This window comes from bacterium (assembly GCA_023228325.1).
GTDB lineage: Bacteria > Auribacterota > UBA6266 > UBA6266 > UBA6266 > UBA6266.
This window is the reverse complement of sequence record JALOBK010000001.1, coordinates 1592256-1618807: the sequence shown is the minus strand read 5'-3', so window position 1 is coordinate 1618807 and position 26552 is coordinate 1592256. Positions and strand designations below refer to the sequence as shown.

Annotated in this window: 20 protein-coding genes; 7 read left to right on the top strand and 13 right to left on the bottom strand. The window is 40.0% G+C overall.

Annotated features, from left to right (window positions below; genetic code table 11):
* Position 1: 1 nt before the first annotated feature.
* The 5 genes from M0R36_07705 to M0R36_07685 are packed head-to-tail and all read right to left on the bottom strand — an operon-like array spanning position 2 to position 7102.
* Positions 2-1387, bottom strand: a complete 1386-nt coding sequence (locus tag M0R36_07705; protein MCK9555684.1) for an O-antigen ligase family protein — start codon at positions 1385-1387, stop codon at positions 2-4.
* Between the two features lie 12 nt (positions 1388-1399).
* Positions 1400-2872, bottom strand: a complete 1473-nt coding sequence (locus M0R36_07700; GenBank protein ID MCK9555683.1) for a lipopolysaccharide biosynthesis protein — start codon at positions 2870-2872, stop codon at positions 1400-1402.
* A gap of 35 nt (positions 2873-2907) precedes the next feature.
* The gene (locus tag M0R36_07695) at positions 2908-3741 is read right to left on the bottom strand and encodes a CpsD/CapB family tyrosine-protein kinase (protein MCK9555682.1); all 834 of its coding nucleotides are present in this window, start codon (positions 3739-3741) and stop codon (positions 2908-2910) included.
* 16 nt (positions 3742-3757) lie between these two features.
* A complete protein-coding gene (locus tag M0R36_07690) occupies positions 3758-5392 on the bottom strand; it encodes a hypothetical protein (GenBank protein MCK9555681.1) in 1635 nt (544 codons plus the stop codon).
* Complete coding sequence (locus tag M0R36_07685; GenBank protein ID MCK9555680.1) at positions 5393-7102, bottom strand: secretin and TonB N-terminal domain-containing protein; 1710 nt, start codon at positions 7100-7102, stop codon at positions 5393-5395.
* Positions 7103-7406: 304 nt separating this feature from the next.
* On the opposite strand from M0R36_07685, the gene M0R36_07680 reads away from it, so the two are divergent.
* From M0R36_07680 to M0R36_07665, 4 genes are all read left to right on the top strand, one after another.
* Positions 7407-8066 carry a PEP-CTERM sorting domain-containing protein gene (locus tag M0R36_07680; protein MCK9555679.1) on the top strand — a complete coding sequence of 220 codons (660 nt, stop codon included), beginning with the start codon at positions 7407-7409 and terminating at the stop codon, positions 8064-8066.
* A 140-nt stretch (positions 8067-8206) separates the two neighbouring features.
* Positions 8207-11410 (top strand): carbamoyl-phosphate synthase large subunit, encoded by a 3204-nt coding sequence (gene carB, locus M0R36_07675; protein ID MCK9555678.1) that lies wholly within the window; start codon positions 8207-8209, stop codon positions 11408-11410.
* Positions 11411-12283, top strand: coding sequence for an aldose 1-epimerase family protein (locus tag M0R36_07670; protein MCK9555677.1), 873 nt, complete (start codon positions 11411-11413; stop codon positions 12281-12283). It abuts the gene before it with no gap.
* Between the two features lie 22 nt (positions 12284-12305).
* Positions 12306-12668: a hypothetical protein gene (locus tag M0R36_07665; GenBank protein ID MCK9555676.1), complete on the top strand. Its 363-nt coding sequence runs from the start codon at positions 12306-12308 to the stop codon at positions 12666-12668.
* Here M0R36_07665 and thyX read toward each other — a convergent pair whose 3' ends face one another.
* Positions 12669-13424, bottom strand: coding sequence for an FAD-dependent thymidylate synthase (gene thyX / locus M0R36_07660; protein ID MCK9555675.1), 756 nt, complete (start codon positions 13422-13424; stop codon positions 12669-12671).
* 84 nt (positions 13425-13508) lie between these two features.
* Here thyX and priA point away from each other — a divergent pair, with 84 nt between their 5' ends.
* Complete coding sequence (priA, locus tag M0R36_07655; protein MCK9555674.1) at positions 13509-15719, top strand: primosomal protein N'; 2211 nt, start codon at positions 13509-13511, stop codon at positions 15717-15719.
* Between the two features lie 2 nt (positions 15720-15721).
* On the opposite strand, the gene M0R36_07650 is transcribed toward priA, so the two are convergent.
* Positions 15722-16738: a hypothetical protein gene (locus M0R36_07650; GenBank protein MCK9555673.1), complete on the bottom strand. Its 1017-nt coding sequence runs from the start codon at positions 16736-16738 to the stop codon at positions 15722-15724.
* Between the two features lie 73 nt (positions 16739-16811).
* On the opposite strand from M0R36_07650, the gene M0R36_07645 reads away from it, so the two are divergent.
* Positions 16812-17186 carry a RidA family protein gene (locus M0R36_07645; protein MCK9555672.1) on the top strand — a complete coding sequence of 125 codons (375 nt, stop codon included), beginning with the start codon at positions 16812-16814 and terminating at the stop codon, positions 17184-17186.
* A 13-nt stretch (positions 17187-17199) separates the two neighbouring features.
* Complete coding sequence (locus M0R36_07640; protein MCK9555671.1) at positions 17200-18852, top strand: PilZ domain-containing protein; 1653 nt, start codon at positions 17200-17202, stop codon at positions 18850-18852.
* A gap of 7 nt (positions 18853-18859) precedes the next feature.
* On the opposite strand, the gene M0R36_07635 is transcribed toward M0R36_07640, so the two are convergent.
* From M0R36_07635 to lptD, 6 genes are all read right to left on the bottom strand, one after another.
* On the bottom strand, positions 18860-19591 hold the full coding sequence (locus M0R36_07635; GenBank protein MCK9555670.1) for a uracil-DNA glycosylase: 732 nt from the start codon (positions 19589-19591) through the stop codon (positions 18860-18862).
* A gap of 2 nt (positions 19592-19593) precedes the next feature.
* Positions 19594-20700 (bottom strand): DegT/DnrJ/EryC1/StrS family aminotransferase, encoded by a 1107-nt coding sequence (locus M0R36_07630; protein ID MCK9555669.1) that lies wholly within the window; start codon positions 20698-20700, stop codon positions 19594-19596.
* Positions 20701-20708: 8 nt separating this feature from the next.
* Positions 20709-21650: an SDR family oxidoreductase gene (locus tag M0R36_07625; GenBank protein ID MCK9555668.1), complete on the bottom strand. Its 942-nt coding sequence runs from the start codon at positions 21648-21650 to the stop codon at positions 20709-20711.
* A gap of 11 nt (positions 21651-21661) precedes the next feature.
* The gene (locus M0R36_07620; protein MCK9555667.1) at positions 21662-22966 is read right to left on the bottom strand and encodes a nucleotide sugar dehydrogenase; all 1305 of its coding nucleotides are present in this window, start codon (positions 22964-22966) and stop codon (positions 21662-21664) included.
* A 16-nt stretch (positions 22967-22982) separates the two neighbouring features.
* Complete coding sequence (locus tag M0R36_07615; protein ID MCK9555666.1) at positions 22983-24275, bottom strand: UDP-glucose/GDP-mannose dehydrogenase family protein; 1293 nt, start codon at positions 24273-24275, stop codon at positions 22983-22985.
* A 230-nt stretch (positions 24276-24505) separates the two neighbouring features.
* Positions 24506-26548, bottom strand: a complete 2043-nt coding sequence (lptD, locus tag M0R36_07610) for an LPS assembly protein LptD (protein MCK9555665.1) — start codon at positions 26546-26548, stop codon at positions 24506-24508.
* Positions 26549-26552 lie beyond the last annotated feature (4 nt).

Below are 26552 nucleotides of genomic sequence, written 5' to 3'. Positions count from 1 at the left end.
TTCAGGAATTTTTTATCTGTGGTTTAGGTTCTATATTTATTGCTATTTTTTTCAATACAACAGCAAGTCCAGCGATTAACCAAAATATTTTTAACCCAATACCAGCTTCAAAGGTGGTGTTAACTAAAAAACCTATTAAACTTATTAAGAATGATTGGGAAATTATTGACAACAAAAATTCTTTCTTCTCTTTAAAAATTTTACGCGCTTCATTCAATTCTTTAAAGCTAAAAAAAAGCAAAAATCCATATAATATCAATGCAATAACACCTATTTCTGCTGCAACTTCAATAAATACGTTGTGAGGATACTTTGTATATGCTGTAATACCTAATAATTTAACAGCATGTGGAACATATTCAGCATGCCATCTCCCTGGACCAATACCTATCAACAGATTATCCTTTATCATTTGCAAACCAACCCGATAGCTATCTAACCTGGCCACAATACTTGCCTCTTTTAAATCAGTTATTGACTGAATACGTTCCCAATATTGTTCTGGCAAAAAAGGCAATAAAACCATAAAAAGCAAAAACAGGATTGTTGCCATAATGAATCTAGCACGCCCCTTACTAAACACAAATAAACTCATTGAAAAGACTGCTGCTAAAGTGACAAAACCGGCACGAGAAAATGTAAAAATAATACCTAATAAAATTACAAGAAATATAACAAGAAACAGCAACTTTAACTTAAGAGAAAATTGATAATAAATAAAACCTAAAAGACAGGGAACAATCAAAACCGAATTCATAGAAAGAGCATTTGGATTACCCTCAAAACCAACAACCCTACTCATATCCCCGCTACCCCCACTTTGCAAATATTGCAAAATACCATAAAAAGCGGTGCTAAAAGTCAATACTAAGATTAAACTTAATGATATATAAAATTGTCTTTTGGTCTTAATCATATTTACTATGAGAAAATACAAAATCAACATTTTAATAAGGTTAAAAACCAAAAAAAAGTTACTATAATCGTTATAATGATAAATTATAGAGAGAAAAGCAATAAAACTAAATCCCACAACACAATAAAACTGAGATGAATTTGGAAAACTAAAATCTTTAAAAATAATAATATGAAAAAGCCAAGAAAAAAACACAATACCTCCAGCAATTATAGCAGGATGTATTAGAACAAGTTCCACAGGTGCAAAGGCCATAACATGGAGATAAATAGTTGTTAAAAAAAGAATAACCCCAATAAAGGGATTAAAAACTATCCCAATAGTTATACAAAAAACAAAAAATAATGCTAAAACTATGTAACAAGGTAAAAATAAAAGGCTAATTCCAAAACAAAACATAATAAATACTAGAAAGATTTTTAGTAAAGCAGGGAACTCAATTATCGGATGTTCTTCCGAACTATATTTCATTTTATGTTTTGCCTAGGTTATAGCACTAATTACTGTTTTCAATAGTTTAAACAAGCTTTTATCAAACAGAAAATTAAATGTCATATAAAAACTTATCCCTAAGCCAATAATAATTATTAGATTGGGCAGGTTTATACATGTAAAAATATAATTCTTCAGTAAATATAAAAACCAAATCATCAACAATGTGGCTAAAAATGGTTTCATTACAACTTTTAAAATTTTTACCTTTAGATTCTCACAAATATTTACAAGATTATAATAATGAAATATTAGGCTTAACAAATAAACAATTGTTCCTGCTAATGCAGCACCGACAATCCCTAGAAATTTTACTAGTGGATATATAATGATAACCATGACTATTAATTCGAAGAGTTTTATTTTATTCTGTATGTAGGGTTTGCCAACGGCGAAAAAAATTGGTCCCATAGTTGCTCCAATTGAACGAAAAATCCCTAAAAAACATAGTACCAATACTGCAGGTAACATAGGCAGCCATTTATCGCCATAAACTATTCTTATAAACTCCGGAGCAAGGATAAAAAGTCCTCCCGCCAAACAAAAAGCCAACAATGAAGTGATTTTCAATATTTCTAAATATCCTTTACTGAGTTTCATGAGATCATCCTGTACTTTCGAATAAGCAGGAAAACTTACTTGTGAAATAACATGGGTAATCGCAGTAGCTGGCGAATTAGATAAACTATAAGCTAATACATAAAAGCCAAGAGCGTCTAAGCCCAGTATTTTTCCCACCAATGCATCATCACCTTGTGTAACAAAAAAAATCATGATAGATGATCCGAACACATGTTTACCAAAATTGAACAGCTCTTTTGCAATATTAGGATTAAACTTAAATGAGGGCTTAAAAGGATGAATCATATATGAAACAATTAATCCTGTTAAGTTACCCACAAGATGTCCTATAACCATAGCCCAAACACTTTTAAAAACAAAAGCAAAAACAACAGTTAAAACTATATTTACAAAATCTGTTGCAGTAATAAACAAAGCTCTTTTTTTAAAATTCAAATCTTTTTGAAAAAGCACAATGCCCACATTTTGAAAACCTATAAATAAAAAAGAAAAAGAGAGGACTCTAAGCATAGCTTCTAATTTTAGATTATTATAAAAGGTTGCAATAATATGAGATAAGGAGAAAAGCACAATAAAGAGAACTGTTCCGCGTAATATTGACATAACCCAAGCAGTATTGAGAACATCCTCTGAAATATTTTTTTTCTGTACTATTGCATATGTGATTCCAGTTTCACTGAATAGCTGTAATCCCGTTATTGTAAGAACAGCTATTCCCATCAAACCAAAGTCGTTAGGCATAAGAAGCTTAGCTAATATAATTGTCCTAACAAAAAATAATATCCTGCTCAAAATTAGAGAACCAAAAATCCACACCCCACCTCTTACTGTTTTTTGAGATAAGGTCCCATCGTTACTGAATAAACCTGAAATGATCTTCATTTACTCCTTACGAAAATTTTAACCATCTTTTCAATTTACAAATGCTGGTGTATATATTCGGGGATATAATATTCCACTCCGGTCAAAAGACATCCTAAGATATTTGCGCCGACTTCCTGAAGAATAGATTCGGTCCTCTGAAGTACTTCGCGTCTCACTCTGCCGCTTTGAACTAACAGTATGATTCCATCAACAAGGGGCGCCAGTATTCTCGGGTCTGCGTAAGGTATGACCGCGGGGGTATCTAAAATTATAATATCAAATTGTTTCTTAACCTCTTCAAGAAGGTTTTTCATTCTCTCCGACGCGAATACCTGTGCGGGATTGGAGTAAATTTCTCCGGCAGGTATCATGCCTAAATTATCCACTCCAGTCTCAAGAATCTCCACATTGAACGGAACATCCTCTCTTAATATATCGCTTAAACCCTTTTTAATATTTATTCCCAATAAAGTATTAATGCCCGGGTTTCTGATATTGCAATCCATTATCAATGTTTTTTTCTTGTAGTTCTTTGCAAGAATTATGCTCATATTAAGGGCTGTTATCGACTTTCCCTCTCCTTCTCTTGAACTTGTTAAAGCAATCGTTTTGAGTTGCTTGCCGGGCTCTTCCTGAATTGACAATATCTGCATCAACAAAGCCCTGTAGTCTTCAAGTATCTTGCCGTTGTCCTCATAATAAGCAACTATTCTGGGATCAACCTGCTTTCCTCTTTTTAGGTTGGTTTTATCTATGCCAGAAGTTTCTATAGATTTCTTATATTCAACGGGAACAGGAGAATCGGATTTCAAAGGGATTATTCCTTTCCCAAAGGTGTCCTTCTTTTTTTCTGCGGCTTTTTTTAATGCGTCCCCAATATTATCCATTATTCTATACTCACTTTTATAATTCCGGCCCGGTTTCTTTCTCAAGAGTAGCTTTTCTTATCATCTCATTCATCTTCTCATCCTGTATGCAGGAATTTATAATACCCGTCATTAACAACAAAAATATAAGCATGACAAATACAACTATGAATTTCCTTCTTTTTGCAATTTTCAAATCTGTTTCTTTCCTGCTTTTTATATTTGAAATAGAACCCAGCACAGGAAGATCGGTGTACTTCTTCAAATCTTCAACACCGAGAAAAGTATGGTCTGCAAATTCTACAAGAAAAACACACCCGAACCCCGACAGAGAACCTATGATAAACGCAACAATGGAAATCAGGAGTTTTTGCGGTTTGGACGGTTCAAGGGGCAGTCTCGCCTTTTCGATTATTTCATATCTTGTTCCCTTTTTTTGGACTTCCTGGGAGGTAAGCTTATTCTCTTCCGCTTTAACACGCAGCATTTCATAGATTTTCTTATTAACCTCAAAATCCCTTATGAGTTTTACATATTGCAACTGCTGCTCATTAAGGTTTCTGATTTTATTCTCATATTCCCCGACAAGCGACCTGACATCTTTTTCTCTTTTTTCCAGTTTATCCAGGTCTTTTTTCGCATCTTTGAGTTTCTGCTCCAGTCCCTGATAGAAGAGCGGCGCGTTTACAGCTGTTTCCCCGTCAACCATTTTCTCTGTTTCAATCCTGAGCTTCTCGCTTACATTTTCTATTTCGATCTGTATATTAAGTATATCCTCCGAATCAGGTTCTTCCGTGTTCAGATAATCCAACTGTAACTGTAATTCCTGCAACCTCTCATTCAGGCTTTTAACTATGGGGTTCAGCCCCAGCAGCTCGGTTGTTATAATAACAGGTTCCCTTCCCATTATCTGGTCATCAAGGAGCTGTCTATCCATTTCCGCTTCACGCACAGCCATTTCAAGCTGTGTAAGCTGGGTCTGGTAATTGATAAGCATTTTAATGTTATAATCTTCCTGTTCGCCGGGAAGCTGGAGGGGATATTTTTCCTTGTATTCATATAATTCCTGCTCTACCTGCGCTAATTTCTTTCTATACTCTTCCGCCTCTGCCTGGGCAAATCCTACGCCTTCTTCAGCCCGTTCCCTTTTTCTCCTCGCTGTCTCTTCAACAAAAATTTTCAGTAAAGTATTTATCAATTTCTGCGACATCCAGGGATCTTTATCTTCATAAGATATCTGGAATACCTCCGGGGCAAGAATTTTTACATCTGTATGTTTTTGAATTTGTTTTATTGTCTTCTCGAGTTGTTTTTGGCTTTTGATTTCTTTATCCAATCCTAATTCACCAATAAGCTTAAATAAATTTTGATAACTCAAAACTTTAAATGTTATTGTTTTTATTTGCTCTGGTAGCGATTCTTCTTCCTTTTGCACCCGCATCAATTTTGATTCATCTGATAATGGGTTTACAATATTTTCCTCTTCGGCAAGCATGATAACGATTGATTCATAATACCGGGGAAGGAAAAAACTGCCTATCATCGAAGTGAGAAACACTATAAGGAAAGGCATCAGAAAAAAATTCTTTCTCCGGAATATTATCTGAAGATAGTCCCGTAAAGAAACAATGTTTTTCTCTTTATTTAGCGTTTCGTTCAGACCGGACATCATTTACTCTCCAGACGGCTCAGGCTCCAAGGACAAATCAGCATCTGCTTTTATTGAATTATTTTCCACTTTGCCGCTCTCTGTGCCCGGCTCGGAAAAATCAGTTTCGTTATACTGCTCGAGTAAAATTCTGCTCTTTGCGTCAGGAATCAGGTCTTCTTCCTCATAAGGAGATTTTCCCATTTTTATTTTCATCAGGCGCTCGAATTCAACCTTTTTATCGAATTCCTCACCTCTTTCATTAAAATTATCCCAGCTCTGCTTCGAAATCTTAGTTCTCTTATTATCATTCAGGATATGGGGGGTAATAAAGATAATCAGTTCGCTTTTCTTTTCAGTTTCAACATTTTTCCTGAACAGGAGCCCTAACAGGGGTATATCCCCTAACAACGGGACTTTGTCGATTTCTGTCGAGGATTCGGAGTCGATCAGTCCTCCAAGTATAGCGGTTTCACCGTCTTTAACCATCATAGTCGTATCAGCTTCCGTAAGAATCACCTGTACCGCAGAATCGTTTAATACTCTCTGACCTTTGCTGACTTCCGGATGGATTTTCATTGTTATATAATCGTCTTCCCCTATTCTGGGGGTAACTTCCAGTTTTATACCCACATCAACATATTTTATCTCTTCAACAAGCAGTTTTGTCACAGGATCGGTTACAGCAACCTTGTAAGGCTCACTGCTTCCTACAAGAATTTTAGCTTCTTCCCCATCCAGCACAACCACTCTCGGAGCTGAAAGGACATCGGCGAACTTGGTTGTTTTTAAAGCCTCAATCGTAGCGGTATATTCCCCGGCGGTTAGCGAACCCAATGTAAATATCCCCCCGGCTCCGCCGGTAGTAGCCGCAACTGTTAATTTAGTGGCAAGGTCAACAAACTTATTACCCTCCTTGCCGCCGGTTTTTATCTCCCAATCCATACCCAAAGCCATATTGTCATCCAGCTGGATTTTAACCATTTGCGATTCGATAAGCACCTGCTTAGGCTGAAAATCCCAGCCTCTGACTAATTCATCCACATGTTTTAAGACAACAGGCGTGGCTTTGATAACAATAGCGTTGTTTTTCTCATCTATAAAGATCTCACCTTTTTCTTTTGGAATCACCTGCAGCAACTTTGTCTGGATATCGTCAACGTCAGCATAAAGGATATTATATCTTCTTACTTCAACAGGCTGGTCTAACGCGATTATCGCCTCTCCGATTTCAGCGACTTTATCGGGAGTGTCGTTAATAATTATCTGGTTGTTTTTCGGATTTAATTCGATTTTACCTCTCGCGCTTTTCATCGAGAGAATAACTCTTTTTAAATCCATCACATCCGCATTTTGAAGGGTAAATACTTTGGTCTGTTTTTTCGCGAATCTTTCTTCATGCTGCAGGTCCTGATATGACATGACATTGATTATTCCGTCTTCAATACTATAATTATAGTTGTTAAGTTTAAGGATAGAATCAAGCGCCTGTTCAATCGTAACGTTTTCAAGTTTAACAGTAATCACCCCCGTAACATTCCTGCTGATGACTATGTTATAATTCTGCTGCTGCGCCAGCATCTTAAGCACAGTCTGAATATCCTGATTGACGACATCCAGGTTTATCAGGTTCTCTTCCGAAAAAATATCTGTGGAGAGCAGACACCCGATAGTTAACGTTATCAATATTAAAACTGATATAGTTCTTTTCATCAGAAACCTTTCATTTTTCATAAAAACATTTTCTCTATGTATTTTTTGCTTACATTTACTCTAATCTATTTTCATATAATGGAATACATATCACTTAATTATAGTCGATTATTATAGCACAGAAAACAGTTTTTTTGTAAAAAAACTTTTTATGATCATCCCTTTTACTATAATATATCCATCCCTTGACAAATTTGAACATGTAATGTATATTACAGCACAGCCTTAAGGAAAACGATTGCCCTAAATACATTAAAACAGCGTATTATTTTTTTTTAATCTTCAGGAAAACGTTTTCCTTAGACAAAATAAAGGAGGTGTTTCGATGAAACACACGTATTTAAGCCTGGTTGCGGTATTACTTCTGGTATTGACCGCAAACACTCCCGCTTCAGCTAATTTGTTAGCCGACTCGGGCTTTGATTCAATGGCCGTACAGGAAATTAAATGGGATACAACCCCCTGGTGGGGCGGTGGCGGCGGCGGCACTGCATCAGGCGGCGGCTCATGGGTTACAGACAGCAATTCCAAAAGCGCTCCCCACTCTGCCACACTTTTCCTGTATGGCAGCAACTGGGCATATTCAATGATTGCGCAAACGATAGAAAGCGGGATTAATCCCGGGACACAATACGCGGCTTCGGCATTTTTCAACAGGCAGTCGGATATTACCCCGGGTGGAGCCTTGTTTAAAATTGAATGGCTTAATGCCGGCGGCGGGGTAATAAAAACAGATGAAGGGGCTTCACTCTTCAATAACACTTACACAGCCGGCTTATGGCATTCTCTTTCAGACGTATTCACAGCTCCGACAGATACCGTAGGCGCAAAATATGAAATCGTATTCAGCAAAACAGGGGCAGGGGATCCAAATGATATATGGGTTGACGACGCCTCTTTTGATGTTGTGCCTGAACCGACAAGCATAGTCCTTTTAGGGTTGGGACTTGTTGGAGTAATTTCGATAACACGCAGAAAGAGATAACCGCGCTCTTTCCCCCAAAAGCCGCTATTTCTAACCAAAATAGCGGCTTTTTTCATTCTTTAACATTAATTCATTGATTTAAATTCCAAAACAATTTATCATTTCAAACTAAAAATATTTTCAAATTGAAGGGAGTTCCTATGCCGGCGCGAAAAGACATAAAAAAAATTATGATAATCGGTTCAGGCCCTATTATTATCGGACAGGCCTGCGAATTCGATTATTCAGGGACACAGGCATGCAAAGCATTAAAAAAGCTCGGTTATGATGTTGTACTGGTTAATTCCAACCCCGCTACGATAATGACAGATCCCGGTCTTGCTGATGCTACATATATAGAACCACTTGACGCGAAAACTATGGAGAAGATTATAGAGAAAGAACGTCCTGACGCCCTGCTTCCCAACCTCGGAGGCCAGTCAGGGCTGAACCTGAGCTCTGAACTTGCGTCAATGGGAATACTAGAAAAATACGGTGTAAAAGTCATAGGTGTTAACGTAGACGCGATAAAGAAAGGCGAAGACAGGACGGCTTTTAAAGAAACGATGAACAAATTAGGCATAGACATGCCGAAAAGCCAGGCTGTTTACAGCGTCGAGGAAGCGGAAAAAGCGGCCTCCGAACTCGGATATCCTGTGGTGGTAAGGCCCGCTTACACTCTTGGAGGCACCGGAGGCGGACTTGTATATAACCTTGAAGAACTTCAGGCCGTAGCCAGCAGAGGGATTTCCGCCAGTTTGGTGGGACAGGTTCTCATCGAAGAATCCGTCTTAGGCTGGGAAGAACTGGAACTTGAAGTCGTGAGAGATTCAAAAAACCAGATGATAACCGTTTGCTTTATCGAAAACGTAGATGCCATGGGCGTTCATACCGGAGATTCGTACTGCACAGCCCCGATGCTTACGATATCACAGGAACTTCAGCAGAAACTTCAAAAATACTCTTATGATATTGTTGAGGCAATCCAGGTTATAGGAGGAACAAATATCCAATTCGCGCACGACCCACAAACAGGGCGGATTGTTGTAATAGAGATAAACCCGAGAACTTCCAGGTCATCGGCTCTTGCATCCAAAGCAACCGGCTTCCCCATCGCATTAATATCTTCAATGCTCGCGGCGGGCATGACCCTGGATGAAATACCCTACTGGAAAGAAGGAACCCTCGATAAATATAAGCCTTCCGGCGAATATGTTGTAGTCAAGTTTGCGCGCTGGGCTTTTGAAAAATTCAAAAATGCACAGGACAGACTCGGAACCCAGATGAAAGCAGTCGGAGAAGTTATGAGCATAGGCAAAAATTACAAGGAAGCCTTCCAGAAATCGATACGCTCTCTTGAAATTAACAGGTACGGTCTGGGTTTCGCGAAAGATTTCAATAAAAAGAGCCTGGATGATTTAATGGCTCTTCTCAAAGAACCTTCCAGCGAACGTCAGTTTATCATGTACGAAGCGCTGAGGAAAGGGGCTGATGTCAATGAATTATTCAGTAAAACCCATATTAAACCATGGTTTTTAAGACAGATGAAAGAACTTGTGGAGCTTGAGGGGGAAATCCTTAAATACAGGAACAACGAACTGCCCGATGAATTGTTAATAAAGGCAAAAAAAGACGGGTTTGCCGACAGGTACCTTTCAAAAATATTATCCGTTCCGGAGGAAAAAATCAGAAATCAGCGCCTGTCATTGAATATTACCGAAACATGGGAACCTGTCCCCGTAAGCGGTGTGGAAAACGCCGCCTACTACTTCTCAACATATAACAATAAAACCGATAAAGTTCAAACAACATCCAATAAAAAAGTTATGGTTCTCGGCGGCGGGCCAAACCGCATCGGACAGGGAATAGAATTCGATTACTGCTGTGTTCATGCCGCTTTCACATTAAAAGACGAAGGCTATGAAACTATCATGGTTAACTGTAATCCGGAAACAGTTTCCACCGATTACGACACATCAGACAAGCTATATTTCGAACCACTTACGGTTGAAGATGTCCTGAGTATTTACAAGAAGGAAAACCCGGTTGGGGCAATTGTCCAATTCGGAGGGCAAACTCCCCTGAATTTAGCAGATGAACTGGAAAAAGCAGGTGTTAAGATACTGGGAACAACGCCTGAAACCATAGACCTCGCCGAAGACCGCGACCGCTTTGGAAAAATGATGGCCAAGCTTAATATTCCTATGCCCGAATCCGGAATGGCAAGCACAATGGAAGAAGCATTTGCCGTCGCCAAACGAATCGGATACCCTCTTATGGTCAGGCCCTCATATGTACTGGGCGGACGCGGAATGGAAATAGTCCATGATGAACAAATGCTGAAAGAATATGTCACTGCGGCTGTAGATGTGACACCCGAAAGGCCGATACTTATTGATAAATTCCTGGAAAACGCCGTAGAGGCCGAAGCGGACGCGATCTCAGACGGCGCCGATACATTTATTCCCGCCGTTATGGAACATATCGAACAGGCCGGAATACATTCCGGAGACTCGGCATGTGTCATTCCTCCGGTCAGCATATCGGAAAAAAGCCTGAAAACGATATGTGAATACACGAAAAAAATAGCCAAAGAATTGAAGGTAGTCGGCCTGATGAACATGCAATACGCAATCGCAAATGATATAGTATATGTCCTGGAGGCTAATCCGAGAGCTTCAAGGACTGTCCCGCTTGTTTCAAAGGTTTGCAATATTTCAATGGCAAGAATCGCGACTCAGTTAATGCTCGGTAAGAAACTTTCGGAGCTTAACCTGAAAAACAGGAAAATCCCTCATTTCGGCGTAAAGGAAGCCGTGCTTCCCTTCTCTATGTTCCAGGAAGTGGATCCTGTGCTCGGTCCGGAAATGCGTTCAACCGGTGAAGTGCTCGGAATGGCAGATTCTTTCGGTTTAGCATATTTTAAAGCCCAGGAAGCCGCAAAACCCGAGCTTCCTGTAGAAGGAACTGTTCTCATAACGCTATCCGACAAAGAGCGCAAAGGCGCATTGGAAATAGCCAGACAGTTTAAGAAACTTGGATTTAAAATATTTGCGACATCAGGAACACACACGTATCTGCAAGATAACGGAATAGAAACAGAGCAAATAAAAAAATTGCATGAAGGAAGGCCTAACATAGTTGACGCCATAAAAAACAAGGAAATTCATCTGATAATCAACACTCCCATAGGCCATATCAGCAAACACGACGACTCTTATATCAGGAAAGCGGCAATAAAATATAAAATTCCGTATATAACAACCGTACCTGCCGCTCTGGCGGCCGTAAAAGGCATAGCAGAATCAGAAAAGGGAAAATTCAAAGTTAAATCTCTCCAGGAATATCACAGAGACATTAAATAAATGCTTTCAACTATTTCCAATAAATATGCCGAAGTCACAGTTGATGATTCAGGCGCGGAACTAATCAGTTTCAAATTATTATCCTGTAATATAGAATTTATATGGGGCGCGGATGAAAAAATCTGGGGAAGGCATTCTCCCCTGCTTTTCCCTGTTGTGGGCAAATTAAAAGACGGCCTTTATAACTTCAACGGGAATTCTTACAACTTAAATCAACACGGTTTCGCAAGGGATTCAAGGTTTAAAATTTCCGGAAAAGAGAAAAATCTTATCTCATACGAACTGCAATATAATGACGATACCTTAAATGTGTTCCCTTTCAGATTTAAACTTGAGATAACATACCTTCTTGAAGGAAGCAAACTGACCGTTACTTATAAAGTGTTGAATCTCGATTCAAAAACCATGTGGTTTTCCATAGGCGCCCATCCCGGTTTAAGGTGTCCGTTTTCCCATCATGAAAAATTTACGGATTATTATATCGAATTCGAAAAAAAAGAGCACGCTGACAGATATTTTCTTGAAAACGGACTGCTATCGGGCAAAAAAGAACTTCTTCTTGATAATACGAAAATACTACAGTTAGACCCTGTTATTTTCCAGGATGACGCAATCATCCTGAAAGATTTAAAATCAAAATCTTTATCATTAAAATCCATTACTTCTCCGCATAAAATAACCGTGAGTCTTGAAAGATTTCCATATCTGGGATTGTGGATGAAGCCCGAATTCCCTCTGTTCATATGCATTGAACCCTGGTTCGGGCTTGCCGACAAATATAACTGCTCAGGACGGTTGCAGGATAAAGAGGGAATCCTCTCTCTCGAGCCGGCTAAATCATTTGAATGTTTCTATAAGATTATTATAGAATAGTGGCAGGCTTGTTATTCTTAATATGGAAAATACAACCTCATTAAAACATAATCCGAAACTCGAAAAGGCTTTGACTTTTTCGCTGATCAGCTCTTATGCCGGGACCGCAATAAATATTTATGCTATTTATTTCATATTCCTTCATCTGAACGAATATTCCATTTCAGGATTTCTTACCGCTACCCTGCTCAGCGTTTTAGTCACTATTTATTCAATTGCGTTTGCTTTATATTGCGGACTATTCAAACTGCTGATAAGCATATTGAGTAAAATAAAAGATTCGTGGCTTATAACGGTTATCATGCCTTTCGTCACATTCTGCTACAGTTCAGCCTTCGTTTACCTCTTGTGGCTTATCTTCAGACAACAGGGCACGGGAAAATAATTATCTATCAAAATTCTGCTTAACCGGATACCTCCCGCATGAAAAATCCCTGCCTTCAGGACAATATTTCAGTGTTTCACATTTCGGCCCTATCCCGGAAAAAATTTCCGGCATCTTTTTAGCGCATATCTTCAACATATTCCACGCAAGCTGCCTTATTTCCCACTGGGCCCTCGCGCAGCAACGCTGCTTGAAAAAATGAATGAGTTCCCTGCAGTTCATGGTAATAACTATTTTAGTCTCCGCGCCCTGGGGCAGGATAAACCTTGCATCCTGGTTGGCGGACTCCCCCTTTATGCCCTTTCTTTCGAGTATACTAATCAATCTGCCGTAACAGCCGCTTATCATTTTCATGCACGATTCATATTCTTTCATCAGGAGCGTGTCTGACTTAAAAACGGGAGGAGTAACGTAACTAAAACTTTCATCTTTGACATATCTCTGACTCTGCTGCGAGTAAGAAGCTATGCGGTGCCTGACAAGCTGGTGTGTCAGAGCCCTGGAAACTCCTTCGACCGCAAAGGTAAATTTGGCATGTTCAAGCGGGCTCTCATGGCCCGAAGACACTATTTTCCTGATAAAAAGGGCTTTTTCCTTTTTCGATATCTTCTTATCGCGGAATATCTCCGCCGCAAAACGGGCGGAATAACACTGCCGGCAGGCGGAATATATTAAATTCACCGCATCTTTTGTCGATTCCAGCAATTTTACTTTCATGCTGCCCATATTTATACCATACCTCCATAATTCTTTCATAAAATTAAACCATATCATACCGTTTATCAAGCAATAATTAATTTAGATTTCTTGATCTTAAGCATTGTGATAACATTCTTCATTATGATCGCAAAAGTTGTATTGGAAATTCCCGTATTCATGGAATTTGATTACATTATTCCGGAAAACCTGCTTTCGGCCATTTCCCCCGGCACAATGGTAAAAGTCCCTTTCAGGAATAAAATTCTGCGCGGGTATATTATAAATATATCCCATACTTCAACCCGGCCTAAATTGAAAGAAATCATCAGTGTCATAAATGAAAAACCGGCGCTTTCCCAAAATCTGATAAAACTTGCGTCGTGGTTATCGGAATATTATTTGTGTCCTCTCGGCATAGTTTACAGGTCTTTTCTCCCTCCAGGTGTAAGAAAAAACATAAAAGGAAGAAAGGATTACAGGGTCATTTCTTCTTTACCCTTAGACCGTCTTTCGGATATAGCGGAAAAAATGCGTAAAAAATCGCCAAAGCAGTCCTCTGTCCTGCGGTTTATCTGTTCTCATACGGAAAAAAAAGAATTCGATATGCCAAAACTTGTATCCGCCGCAAAATGCTCAAAACAGGCGATAATTTCCCTGGTTGAAAAAGGGGTTCTTTCTCTGAGGCCGGTTTGCGCTTCCGAAAAAGACGAAATATCTTTCCCCTATCCTCTTGTACATGAAATCAAGTTAACGAAGGAACAGGAAAGTTCCTTAAAAAAAATAACCGGATCGATACAAAAAAATGAATTCTGCTCCTATCTGCTCCATGGCGTAACGGGAAGCGGGAAAACAGAAATTTATATCAATTCAATAAATCACGCGCTCCAACATTCAAAAGGAGCTATAGTCCTGGTTCCGGAAATATCACTTACCCCTCAAACAATTGACAGATTCCGGAGGAGAATAAGCGAGCCTCTGGCAATTATTCACAGCGGCCTGTCTGACGGACAGCGTTCAGAACAGTGGGAAAAAATTTCCAAAGGACTCGCAAAGATAGTAATCGGCGCCAGATCGGCCATTTTCGCCCCTGTTAAGGATTTGGGCCTAATAATCGTGGACGAAGAACATGAAAGAAGTTATAAACAGGAAGACAGCCCCAGGTACAATGCGAGAGATGTCGCGGTAATGAGGGGCAAGCTGGAAAATGCCGTGGTGGTTCTAGGCTCTGCTACACCGTCGTTGGAATCATACTATAACACAACCGCGGGAAAATACAAATTACTCTCACTACCGAACAGAGTAGACGGAAAAACACTTCCTTCAGTGGAAGTCATTGACATGCGTTCGGACAGGCAAAATATAAAACTATCATGTTCTGAAGAATTGGCCGGAGAAATAGAGTCAAGAATCTCAAGAAAAGAACAAACCATTCTGTTCATTAACAGGAGGGGCTTCTCATCATCTATAATATGTCCGTCCTGCGGCGAAACAATAAAATGCAAAAATTGCAGTATATCAATGACATATCATAAATCAAAAAAATCGCTTTTTTGCCATTTGTGCGGTTATCACAGAAGGCTTTCATCTGTATGTCCGACGTGTTCAAATCCAAAACTAACACAGCTCGGACTTGGCACAGAAAAAGTTGAATATCATATTCAGAAACTATTCCCTCACGCAAAACTGCTCAGGATGGACTCTGACACAACTTCTTTCAGGAATGCCCACAGAAAACTATTAACAGATTTCGCAAATAAAAAATACGATATCCTGATAGGGACTCAAATGGTGGCAAAAGGTCTGGACTTTCCCGATGTTACCTTAGTAGGAATAATATTTGCCGATTTATCTCTTTCTCTGCCTGACTTCCGTTCCGCCGAAGTCACCTATCAACTGCTCACACAGGTCTCGGGAAGATCAGGAAGAGGCGCTGTGCCGGGTAAGGTTATAATACAGACATGTTTGCCCGGTCATTACTCTGTAACTTCTTCCGCTAAACATTCTTATATGGACTTCATCAATAAAGAGCTACAGTTCCGCAAGGAACTCAAATATCCTCCCTTTACCCATATCATAAACTTTACCATCTCCGGAAAAAATGAGGCGCATGTCCAAAATAAAGCCGAGTTCCTGCACGGAACCGTTCTTAAAAATAAACCTGACGGCATCGATATCTTAGGCCCCGCTCCGGCAGCGATTCAAAAAACAAAATCCAACTTCAGATGGCAGATATTGCTAAAAAGCCAGAATATCCGAAAACTGCACGAAACGGCAAAGGAGTTGTTAAACAAATCATCTTCGATAAAAGGAATAAAAATATCCGCTGATGTTGATCCCCTGTCTTTATTGTAAAATTAATGCCGGTGGTGCCTGTCGTAGTAGTCAAATCTGAAATACCTGTCGCCGCTTCTATAATAAAACCCAAGCCTGTCGGTTGCCCATGAATTTACATATCTATAGCCGAAAGGCCTCCATGTATTATAAGATACGAAAGGATAAGAATAATAGGGTGTATACGCAACGGCATATTGATATTTTTCCGACTCAATCTTCTCTTTCTCAAGTTTCAGCCTTTTCGCCTCTTTTTCTTCCGCGGCATTCCTGTCTATTTGAGAATCGGCGGAGGCCCTCAAAGCTTTCTGGGTTTCTACAGGAATTTCTTTCGGTCCGGCCACCGTTTCCCCGGCAGGGTTCCAACCCGGAGGCGGAGGGACTATCTCCTTATCGCCTTTTCTGAACTTTTTAGCCATAAGGTAACATTCCCCCGCATCATCTTTTCTGCCCATCATTTTATAAACTGCGGCTATCCGGTTCATTCCATTGGCGCTCTGCCCCTCCTCAGCAAGAAGCCTTGCTTCCTCAAGGCATTTCATAGACATGTCAATATTCTTCATTTCCAACGCTACTTTAGCAATTTCGACAAGCCCGTAAAGGTTCCTTGCAGACAATGCGATTTTATATGAAGAATCTATGGCAGCTTGCCCTTTAGCTTTCACTTTAAACTCCAAAGGCATATTCAACAGCGCAACACTTGCTGCCAGGCATCCCCTCCAATCGGAATTATTTTGGGCAATTATAAAAGCTTCTCCGAAATACTTAATGCTTTCATCGGGTTTATTACACGCCAGAAGGCCGTAACCTGACTCCATACATCCCTGCCATGATTGCAGTAAGACGGCTATCTCCCCCGCCTCGGTAAATTTTTGGCCGGCAGAGCCCATTTTCCCTTTAGAAAGCATAAACAAACCGGTGGCATGCATATTCTGCATGTTTTCTTCAGAATTTTCGGCATTTTCGGAAAACACATCACTGGAAAAGGCCAACCCCATGATAATCACAAGCAAAATTGATTTTTTAAAAAATGTTTTCATTTTTCAGTTCCCCTGTTTAAAATATATTGTTAAATTTACATTAAGCGGCAATAAAAACAAGAAGGAGTGATATATGAAACAGATTACCACAAATTCGGCTCCCAAGGCAATAGGTCCCTATTCCCAGGCAATATTATCGAATAATCTGCTGTTTGTTTCGGGCCAGATACCGATAGACCCGTCAACCGGCAAACCGGTTACCGGAAGCCCGGCCCTTCAGACAAAAACTATTTTAAAGAATGTAGGTGAGATACTGAAGAAAGCCGGTTGTACATATAAGAACATAATCAAAACGGAAATTTTCCTAACCAGAATGGACTGTTTTGCAGAAGTTAACGAGGCATACGGCTCTTTTTTCTCAGAACCGTATCCCGCAAGGACAACAGTAGTGATATCTTCTCTGCCCAAAGGAGCCTCTGTAGAAATTTCGGTAATAGCCGCCCTTTAATAAGTTGACACATTTGAAGCGTATTGATAGCATTTATGGTATAATCAGAGTGGTTATGATAAATTGGTCTGAAAAGAAAAAATTACATGGACTGGAAAAATTAATTCAGGATAACGAGTTTTCCCTTGCCGAGTCGGAATGCAACAAGCTAATCTCAACACTAAAGGAAAAAAGCTTTATCCCGCGTGAATTCATTTCCGAACTGTTTTTCTTCAGATCAAAAATAGAACTTTCAAAATGTAATTATGAATCAGCCTTTTCTTCTTTGCTGGAAGCCATCGGCTATGACTTTAATCCAGAGGAGAATATGCCTTTTCTTGACAAGTTAATTCCAAAAATATCTTCTTTGAATGATACACATGTCCAGATGATAAAAAGCCTTATCCAGATGGAGAAGGATACTCCCCAGGTATTGTCGCTGCTTATACGGCATATTGACACTCAATGGTCTCCTTACCAGAAATACCGGTCGGCAGAGTATAAATCATGGTGTGAAAGAGCGTTTAAAAAATTTGGGCTGAGAGACAGTTTTATACTCGAGGAGTTAGGAAGATGTTATATCGTATCCGAAGAAGATAAAATCGAAGTTTACGAAATATGCAGGGAATTGGGCTCTTCATTTACCGATCTGCTTTACAGGGCCGGCATTGTATGCATAAGGGTGGACCGGTATGATATCGCAGAAAAAATACTCCTTTCCATCATAAGGGCGGAAAAAGCCAAGTATCTTCTAAAACCCCCAAAAATGGACTACCATTTCCCGGCGTATGTCGCCCTCGGTGATATCTGCTGTTTTGTAAAAAAAGGAGAGTTTATAAAGGACGGGATTTTTTATTATCAGGAAGCTTTGAAATTAAATAAAAAATGCGCAAGCCTATACAACAGGCTTGGAGATGTTTACAGAAAAATGGAAGGACCGCAGAACCTTGAGGCCTCAAAAGATTTCTACCTGAAAGCGCTTGAAGTCGACAATGAAAATACAAAAGCAAGGTATTGGCTGGGAACGGCTTTCCTTTCCGAAGGCGAATATGAAACAGCATTCGGTTATTTTAATTCAATCTCAAATGAAAAACCCGACTTCCCAGATATAAACCGGAAAATTATAAAATGTTCGGAATCCATTGCGGAATCATATGTTAAAAAAGGAGAAAAAGATAAGGCAAAAGCTATCTGTCAGGATCTGATTGAACAGAACGCCAACAATTTCAAGGCTCAGATGATATTAAAAGAAATCGGAACCATATCCGCAGATCCAGTTGATGACAGCCATTCTCCGCTGGAAACGATGGATAAGAAGAGACACAGGAGAAAATGTCCCCGGGCCAACACAAATCTCAATGCAACCACAAAAATCATAAGGAATGAATTAAAATATTTAAATTTAATACCCGAACGCATATCGTCCAAAATTTCGAACATCAGCGCAAGCGGAGCTGTAATAGAAATTCCATTGCACAAAAAAGAACCCGTATTACTCGGCTCAATGACTGAAGTAGAACTGTATTTACCAGGCAGCCGGGATCCTGTCCATATCAAAGGACCCGTAGTGCGCTTTCTCACATCCTATTCGGGAATAAATGACAGTGTAGGATTCGCAATAAACTTCACGGACATATCACAACTATCTAAAGAAAAGATAATAGATTACGTGGAACAGCACAGATAAGAGAAAATCAGATCTCGTCCAGTATCTTTTTAACGTCTTCCCATACATATTCTCTGTTTTTCCGCGAATAATTCCTGAGAAGGTAGGCAGGGTGAAAGGTCGGCATCAATTTAATTCCCCTGTAATCAAAAAATCTTCCTCTTATTTTAGTGATTCCCTCGCGCGTCTTGAGCAATGTCTGAGCGGCAAAGTTCCCTAACGTGCAAATGACCTTCGGTTTTATAAACTCTATCTGTTTTAATAAGTAGGGTTCACAGCAATTGATTTCTTCGGGTAAAGGATTTCTATTTTCGGGAGGGCGGCATTTTAAAATGTTCGCTATAAAAACATCCTCTCTGCGCAGTTTCATGCCTTTTGTAATGATATCGGTCAGTAATTGTCCGGCTCTCCCGACAAAAGGCTTTCCCTGCAGGTCTTCTTCGGAACCCGGCGCTTCACCAATAAACATAAGGCCGGCAGCAGGATTCCCCTCTCCGAATACCGCATTTTTTCGTAAATTTCCCAGGGGGCATTTTCTGCATTTGCCGACCATCGCCTTTAATGTTTCCAAACTGCCAACCGCGCTTATTTCGGTATCGGATATACCCGATTCAAATAAATCCGGCCTTCGGGAAACACCTTTTTGAACGGCCGGGGCGGAAGAAGCAACAAAATTTATCCCTTTTTTCTTTTTTCCCTTCAGATAACCTATTGTGGAATCTACAAGATCCGCCAAATCATTTTTTATTTTATTATCCAAAATTATACTCCGTAAAAATTACGCACCGTATCCGCGATTTTATTTATTAACTCTTTGCTCAAAAACGGATGGACAGGTATGGAAATAACCTCTTCAGAAGCTTTTTCCGACTCGGGAAAATCACCTTTCTTATAACCAAGGTGCTTATAGCAATCTTGCATGTGTAACGGAAGAGGATAGTAAATACCGTATCCTATCTCCTCTTTTTCAAGAGCATTAATAAGACCGGCCCTGTTTTTTACGCGCAAAGTATATTGATTATACACATGGTAAAGATACTTTTTCTCCACAGGAAGCTGTACACTGTTTATTCCGCGGAACAAACTATTATACAGAGAAGCGTTTTTTCTTCTTTTTTCCGTCCATTTATCCAGATATTTTATTTCCGCGAGAAGAATTGCCGCCTGAATGGTATCAAGCCGGCTGTTTATACCGATATAATCATGGTAATACCTGTCCCTGCTTCCATGCACCCTGAGAGATTTTGCTTTTTCATAGACATCGGAATCATCCGTTACCAGCATCCCTCCGTCACCGAAACCGCCAAGATTTTTCGTAGGAAAAAAACTGAAACAACCCGCGTCTCCTATTGAACCCGCGATCTTATTTTTATATTTTGCGCCTATGGCTTGGCATGCGTCTTCAACAATAAAAAGGTTGTATCTCTTTTTCAGATTTATAAGCGGATCCATATCAACTATCTGCCCAAAAAGATGCACAGGCAAAATTCCTTTTGTTCTCTTGGTTATTTTTGTCTCAACCAGCTCCGGGTTCAAATTAAAAGTTCCCGGTTCTATATCCACAAAAACGGGTATCGCGCCGGCCCGAGAAATAGACCCTGCTGTAGCAAAAAAAGTAAATGGAGTCGTAATAATTTCATCTCCGGGTTCTACCCCCAGCGACATCAGCGATAACAGTATGGCATCTGTTCCCGACGCGCAACCGACAGCGTATTTTGATCCGCAGTATCCGGCAATCTTCTTTTCTATTTCAGATACTTCAGGCCCTAAAATAAATTTCGCATCAGCAATAACTTTTGATACCGCTGCATCAATTTCAGGCTTAATCTCTTTATACAGTTTACCCAAATCAATAATCGGGATATTCATTTTACCGCCTAAGCATTATTTTCTTTATACCATTCAAACGTTTTTTTCAAACCATCGGTAAATCCAATATGAGGTTTTAAACCAAGATACTTTTTTGCTTTTTCTATGTCTGCCTGGCTGTGTTTCACATCTCCGAGCCGCGCCTTTTCAAAAACGGGATCCACATTAACACCGGATATTTTTCTCAAGTTATCCAACAAACACAGCAGGGAATACCTGTCTCCGCACGCAACATTATATACCTTACCGACAGCTTTTCTGGGAGCGCTGCAGGCAATAAGGTTAGCCTCCACAACATTATGGACAAAAGTAAAATCCCTGGACTGCTTCCCGTCTCCGTAAATTACAGGTTTCCCGGCTGATATAATAGCGTTGATAAACATGGGAATAACAGCCGCATAATCACTTTGCGGATCCTGCCTGGGGCCAAAGACATTGAAATAACGGAGACAAATGGTTTCAAGGCCATACAGGTCATAAAAAATTTTGCAATAATACTCCCCTGTTAACTTGGAAAGGGCGTATGCCGACAGCGGATTAGGGACCATATCCTCCCTTTTGGGGAGATGTTCGGAATCGCCGTAGACAGATGATGAAGACGCAAAAACAAATCGTTTTACGCCGTTGTTTCTTGCGGAAATCAGAAGATTCAACGTGCCGGATATATTAATATCGTTTGTCGTTACAGGATCTTCCACAGACCTCTGGACGGAAGGAAGGGCCGCTTCATGCAAAATATAATCAACGCCTTTAGTCGCAAGATCTGTCGCAGATTTATCTCTTATGTCCCCCTCGATAAAATCTATTTTATCGGAAAAATGCGAGATATTTTCTTTTTTCCCGGTAAGGAGGCTATCGAACACCCTTACCTTATTACCCGTTTCGACGAGCTTTTCAGCAATATTTGAACCGATAAAACCCGCCCCTCCCGTTACCAAATACAGCGCCATTTTCTCTCCAATCATAATTTAACAACTTTTTTCCTGTATCTCCGCGGAACAACCTTTAATGCATTTCTCGTATCGAATATCAGCTTTGAATGTTTCAGGATTAAATTAAGGTCAAAATAGTCATGGTCGGTTAATATAAGGATGCAATCGGAAGATGAAACCAGCTTTTTTGAAAGTTTGCTGTTTGAAAGCTTAATTTTCTCATTCGCAATTATAGGAACATACGGGTCGCAATAATTCACTTTGCCCCCCGCACTAACAAGCTTTTCCAGAATATCCAGCGCCGGGGACTCCCTGGTATCCCCTACATTCTTCTTATACGCGACACCAAGCACCAGTATTCTGGAATTTTTCAGGCATTTCCCCTTCATATTCAATATCTCAAGCAACTTATTTATGACATGATGGGGCATAAATGAATTAATCTGGGACGCAAGTTCAATAAACCTCGCTTCGAAATTATAACTCTTCGCCTTCCAGGAAAGATATAAAGGGTCTATAGGCAGACAGTGCCCGCCTAAACCGGGTCCCGGGAAAAACGGAGTGAAACCAAACGGTTTGGAGGCGGCGCCGTCAATTACTTCCCACACGTTTATACCCATGCGGTCGCACATCATCGCGATTTCGTTCACCAGCCCTATATTAACCGCCCTGTAAGTATTTTCCAAAAGCTTTACCATCTCCGCGACTTTTATAGATGAAACAGGTATAATCTCAATTATCACATGTTTGTACAGCAGTGTTGCGACTTCGGTGCATTTTTCAGTATATCCCCCGATAACCTTCGGTATATCTCTCGTTCTGAAATGCTTATTTCCCGGATCAACTCTCTCAGGGGAAAACGCCATATAAAAATCTTTTCCCGTTTTAAACCCTTTATTTTCGAGTATCGGCATTATGACTTCTTCGCAAGTGCCGGGATAAGTCGTGCTCTCCAGTACGACTAACTGGCCTTTATGCAGATGCTCGGCAATTCTCTCCGTAGATTCAATTATATACGACAGGTCGGGGTCTCTGGTTTTCCTGAGCGGGGTAGGGACGCAGATTATAACAGCATCTATATTTTTTAAACCCGAAAAATCGGCCGTCGCCCTGAATAACCCCTTATTTACTATCTTCTTCAATTCGCCCGAACTCACATCTTCCACATAAGAAACGCCCCTGTTTACGGAATCCACTTTATCGATGTTGACATCAAATCCGGTAACATGAAATCCTGAGTGGCCGAATTCAACCGCTAAAGGCAGCCCAACATACCCCAGCCCTATAATGCCGACCCGGCATTTTTTTTCAGATATTTTTTTCTTTATATCCATTTATCCTCCTAAAATATTATTCGCGCCCGACACTTTTATAAATAAAACCTTCCTCAATCATTTTCAGCGGATCGAAGATGTTCCTCCCGTCGATTATTATAGGATGGGAAAGCAGTTTCTTTATTTTTTTCAAATTCAGATTTTTAAATTCATCCCATTCTGTAAGTATTACAATCGCGTCGCATCCCTGCGCCGCGTGATAAGGGTTTTTACAGAAAGTAACTCCCTTCAGCATATTCCTCGCCGTTTTCATCGCCCGGGGATCATAAACACGTATTTTAGCCCCCTCTTTCTTAAGCATATTGATTATATCAATTGAAGGCGCATTTCTCATATCATCCGTATCCGGTTTAAAAGAAAGGCCCATCACGGCTATAGTTTTATTTTTTACAACCCACAAAGCATCTATTATCTTTTTAACGAAAAAAACCTTCTGCCGGTTATTGATTTCCTCGACTTCTTTCAACAGCGAAAAATGATAGCCGAGATCCTCGGCTATCTTAATGAAAGCAGAGACATCCTTCGGAAAACATGACCCTCCGTAACCTATCCCGGCATTCAGGAAAGTCCTGCCGATCCTCCTGTCCAGGCCCATTCCCGAAGCCACTTCCTCCACATTTGCCCCGCTTTTTTCGCAAATGTTTGCGATGGCATTTACAAAAGAAATTTTCAAAGCCAGAAAAGCATTTGACGCATGCTTAATAAGTTCCGCGCTTTTTATATCCGTAATTATTACAGGAGCCTTTAATTTTTTATAAAGTTCCTTCATCTTTTCAGCGGACTTGCTGCTCGTAACGCCTATGACTATGCGGTCGGGATTCATGGCATCATGGATTGCAGACCCTTCCCTTAAAAACTCGGGGTTGGAAACCACGTCAAAATCCATATTCTTTTTGCTGTATCTTTTTATTGTTTCCGCAACTTTTTCACCGGTTCTGACGGGGACAGTGGATTTATCAACTATTATTTTATAATCTTTCATCAATACGGCTATTTCATGCGCTACTCCGGCAACATAACTTAAGTCTGCGCTTCCGTCAAGCCTCGGGGGAGTATTCACAGCAATAAATATTATCTCTGAATTTTCAACCGCAGATTTAATGGATGTGGCAAAAGTTAACCTGCGGCGCGCTCTGTTTTTAACGATAAGTTTGTCCAAGCCGGGTTCATAAATAGGAATTTTACCGGCTTTCAAAGCCGCGATTTTCGCTTTATTGCTGTCGATACAAACCACTTTATGACCAAGCTCGGCAAGACAAGCTCCCGTAACCAAACCGACATATCCCGCACCAATAACAGCCGTTTTCATTAAACCCCCTTCTATTCACAACACTGCCCCCGCCTGAAACCAACACAGGGGGGAAGTTCCGCTATTAAATTCATTAAACACCGCTGATTTTTAAATTTGCAAAAAACTTTTTTAACCACAGATAAATATCGTAATTATTTTTAAGATAGCTATATGTTTTTGCTTTTTTTATCTGTGTGCATCTATGGTTGCATTCTTTGTATTCTTTAAATTTCGTATTTGCGCCTTTCTTAATATCCAACTTCCGCCTGCGACTCAGGAAATGCGGTCAGCCAGAAAGCGACATAAAACATATTTTCATCCCCTCTTTTGGCATAAGAAAAAGAGGTTTCCCAGCAGTGAAAATTCCTGGTTATCTTGTATTCCTGTTCCTGCAGCTTCCCGTCGCTTGTTTCAAAACGAAGATATGTATCAAACCTCCATTTTTCAAGAAACCGGATACTGAGAGACGTGGTCCATAAGTTACTGTAATCCTTAAGATATCTCTGTCCAACAGATATCTTAAGATTCTTCAAGGGAGTCAGCCCTATAACAGAATTAACTTCATCAAATTGCCCGCTGTAGGAATTAAAGCTTGAATCCAGGTCAACATATAACCAGTTGAAAGGCCGAAATTCCAACTCTGAAAAGAGATTTGAAAACCTATCGCCGTTATTATCCCTGTCCTTTTTAAGGAACATATCTATATATACGTAAATATCCAGTAAATCCGTGGACACATCCTGTCTTTTGGTCTGGAATGTATTGCGGAAACCGTATCTAAGGGAATCTCTCCTGTCTATCGAATCAATCCAGTCGAACTTATAGAGTTCGTCAGGCCTTTTATCCGGTTTATAAGTATATGTATAAACAACCTGAGGCTGGAAGACATGCCTTATATCATGTATATCAAAAAAACTGTTTTCCACATTAAATACCTTGTAGAACTTCGTTGAGGTCTCAACACCGGCAGTTAAAATGTTTCTCATAATATCATTACGGTCGTCAACAGCATTGGTATAAAATGTACCCCTGTATTCCGCATAAGGATTTACAGATAAAAAATTGAAATAATTTATCGGCAGGCAGAACCTGTGAAACGTATCAATCCTGCCGGAACTGTATTCCCTATGCTTAAAAAAATCTTTATCGTAATTAAGATAAGCCGCCGAATTGGAACTTTCGTAGTAGAAGGGAGTATTCCATAACTTCTGGTTTATCAGGTCAATATTGACCTGCGGCAACCTTTCAACCACATTATAAAATGTATTAAGCCTTTTTCTTGTTGAAACGCTGACTTTGAAATTATCTCCGTATTTTGTTATATCAGCATGGGTTCTGGGTTGAATTTCCCTGGAATATTCCTTTCTGAAAAAATCTTTTATGATATCCTCGTCGCTTTGCTTGCTGAACTCGGCGAAAAAAGTGATGTCATCTCTGAGAATCTGCCTGTGTTTCCATTTAACGCGATACCTGTTGTTATCATGAATGTGAGTCCCGTCATCCAATTGCCTGCTTCTGTCCCATACATGATAAGTATTCACTTCTCCCTGGATATGGGCCTGCTTATATATGATATCACTGCCGTATGCGATACCGCGCTTTGAACGGTAATCAACATGTAATGTCCCCTTGATATTTTCATCAATTTTCCAGTTCATTCCCGTTAACACAAACGCCCCCCATTCGGAATCATGTCCGGGAATCACGAAAAATTTGGGTTTATCGTCATCCAATGACCTTGAATAATACGGCCAGTAAAAAACAGGCACTTTCCCTATATAAACAATCGCGTCTTTGATTACTATCTTATCCCCGAGATATATTTTAATGTGCTTGCCTTCCACCCGGTATTCCGGCTCGTCAAAATCACTTGTCGTTGCATTTGCCCTGGTCGCGACAAAAATCTTGTCATCCAGTTTTTCGACCCTTTCGACACCTCCGTACATGGGATGCATACTGTATTTACAATGCATAATATCAGCGGCGCCGGTTTCAAAGTTATACACAACAGTGTCAGCCTGATAAATATTGCCCGCCCTGTACAGCTTAACATTGCCTGAAGCGCTGACTTCCTTTTTTTCGACCTGCAATTTTATCGTATCCGCGGTAAGCTTCATATCCATATACTCAACAACAACATTACCCGAAGCGGACAGAGACTGTGAATTGCGGTCATAAGATACATTGTCGCCGTCAACCGTGACCGGCCCATCAACAGACGAATCAGACATAACATTAGTACAGACGGCAAAAAATACTATATTGAAACAAAACAGCAATATTTTTTTCATATAT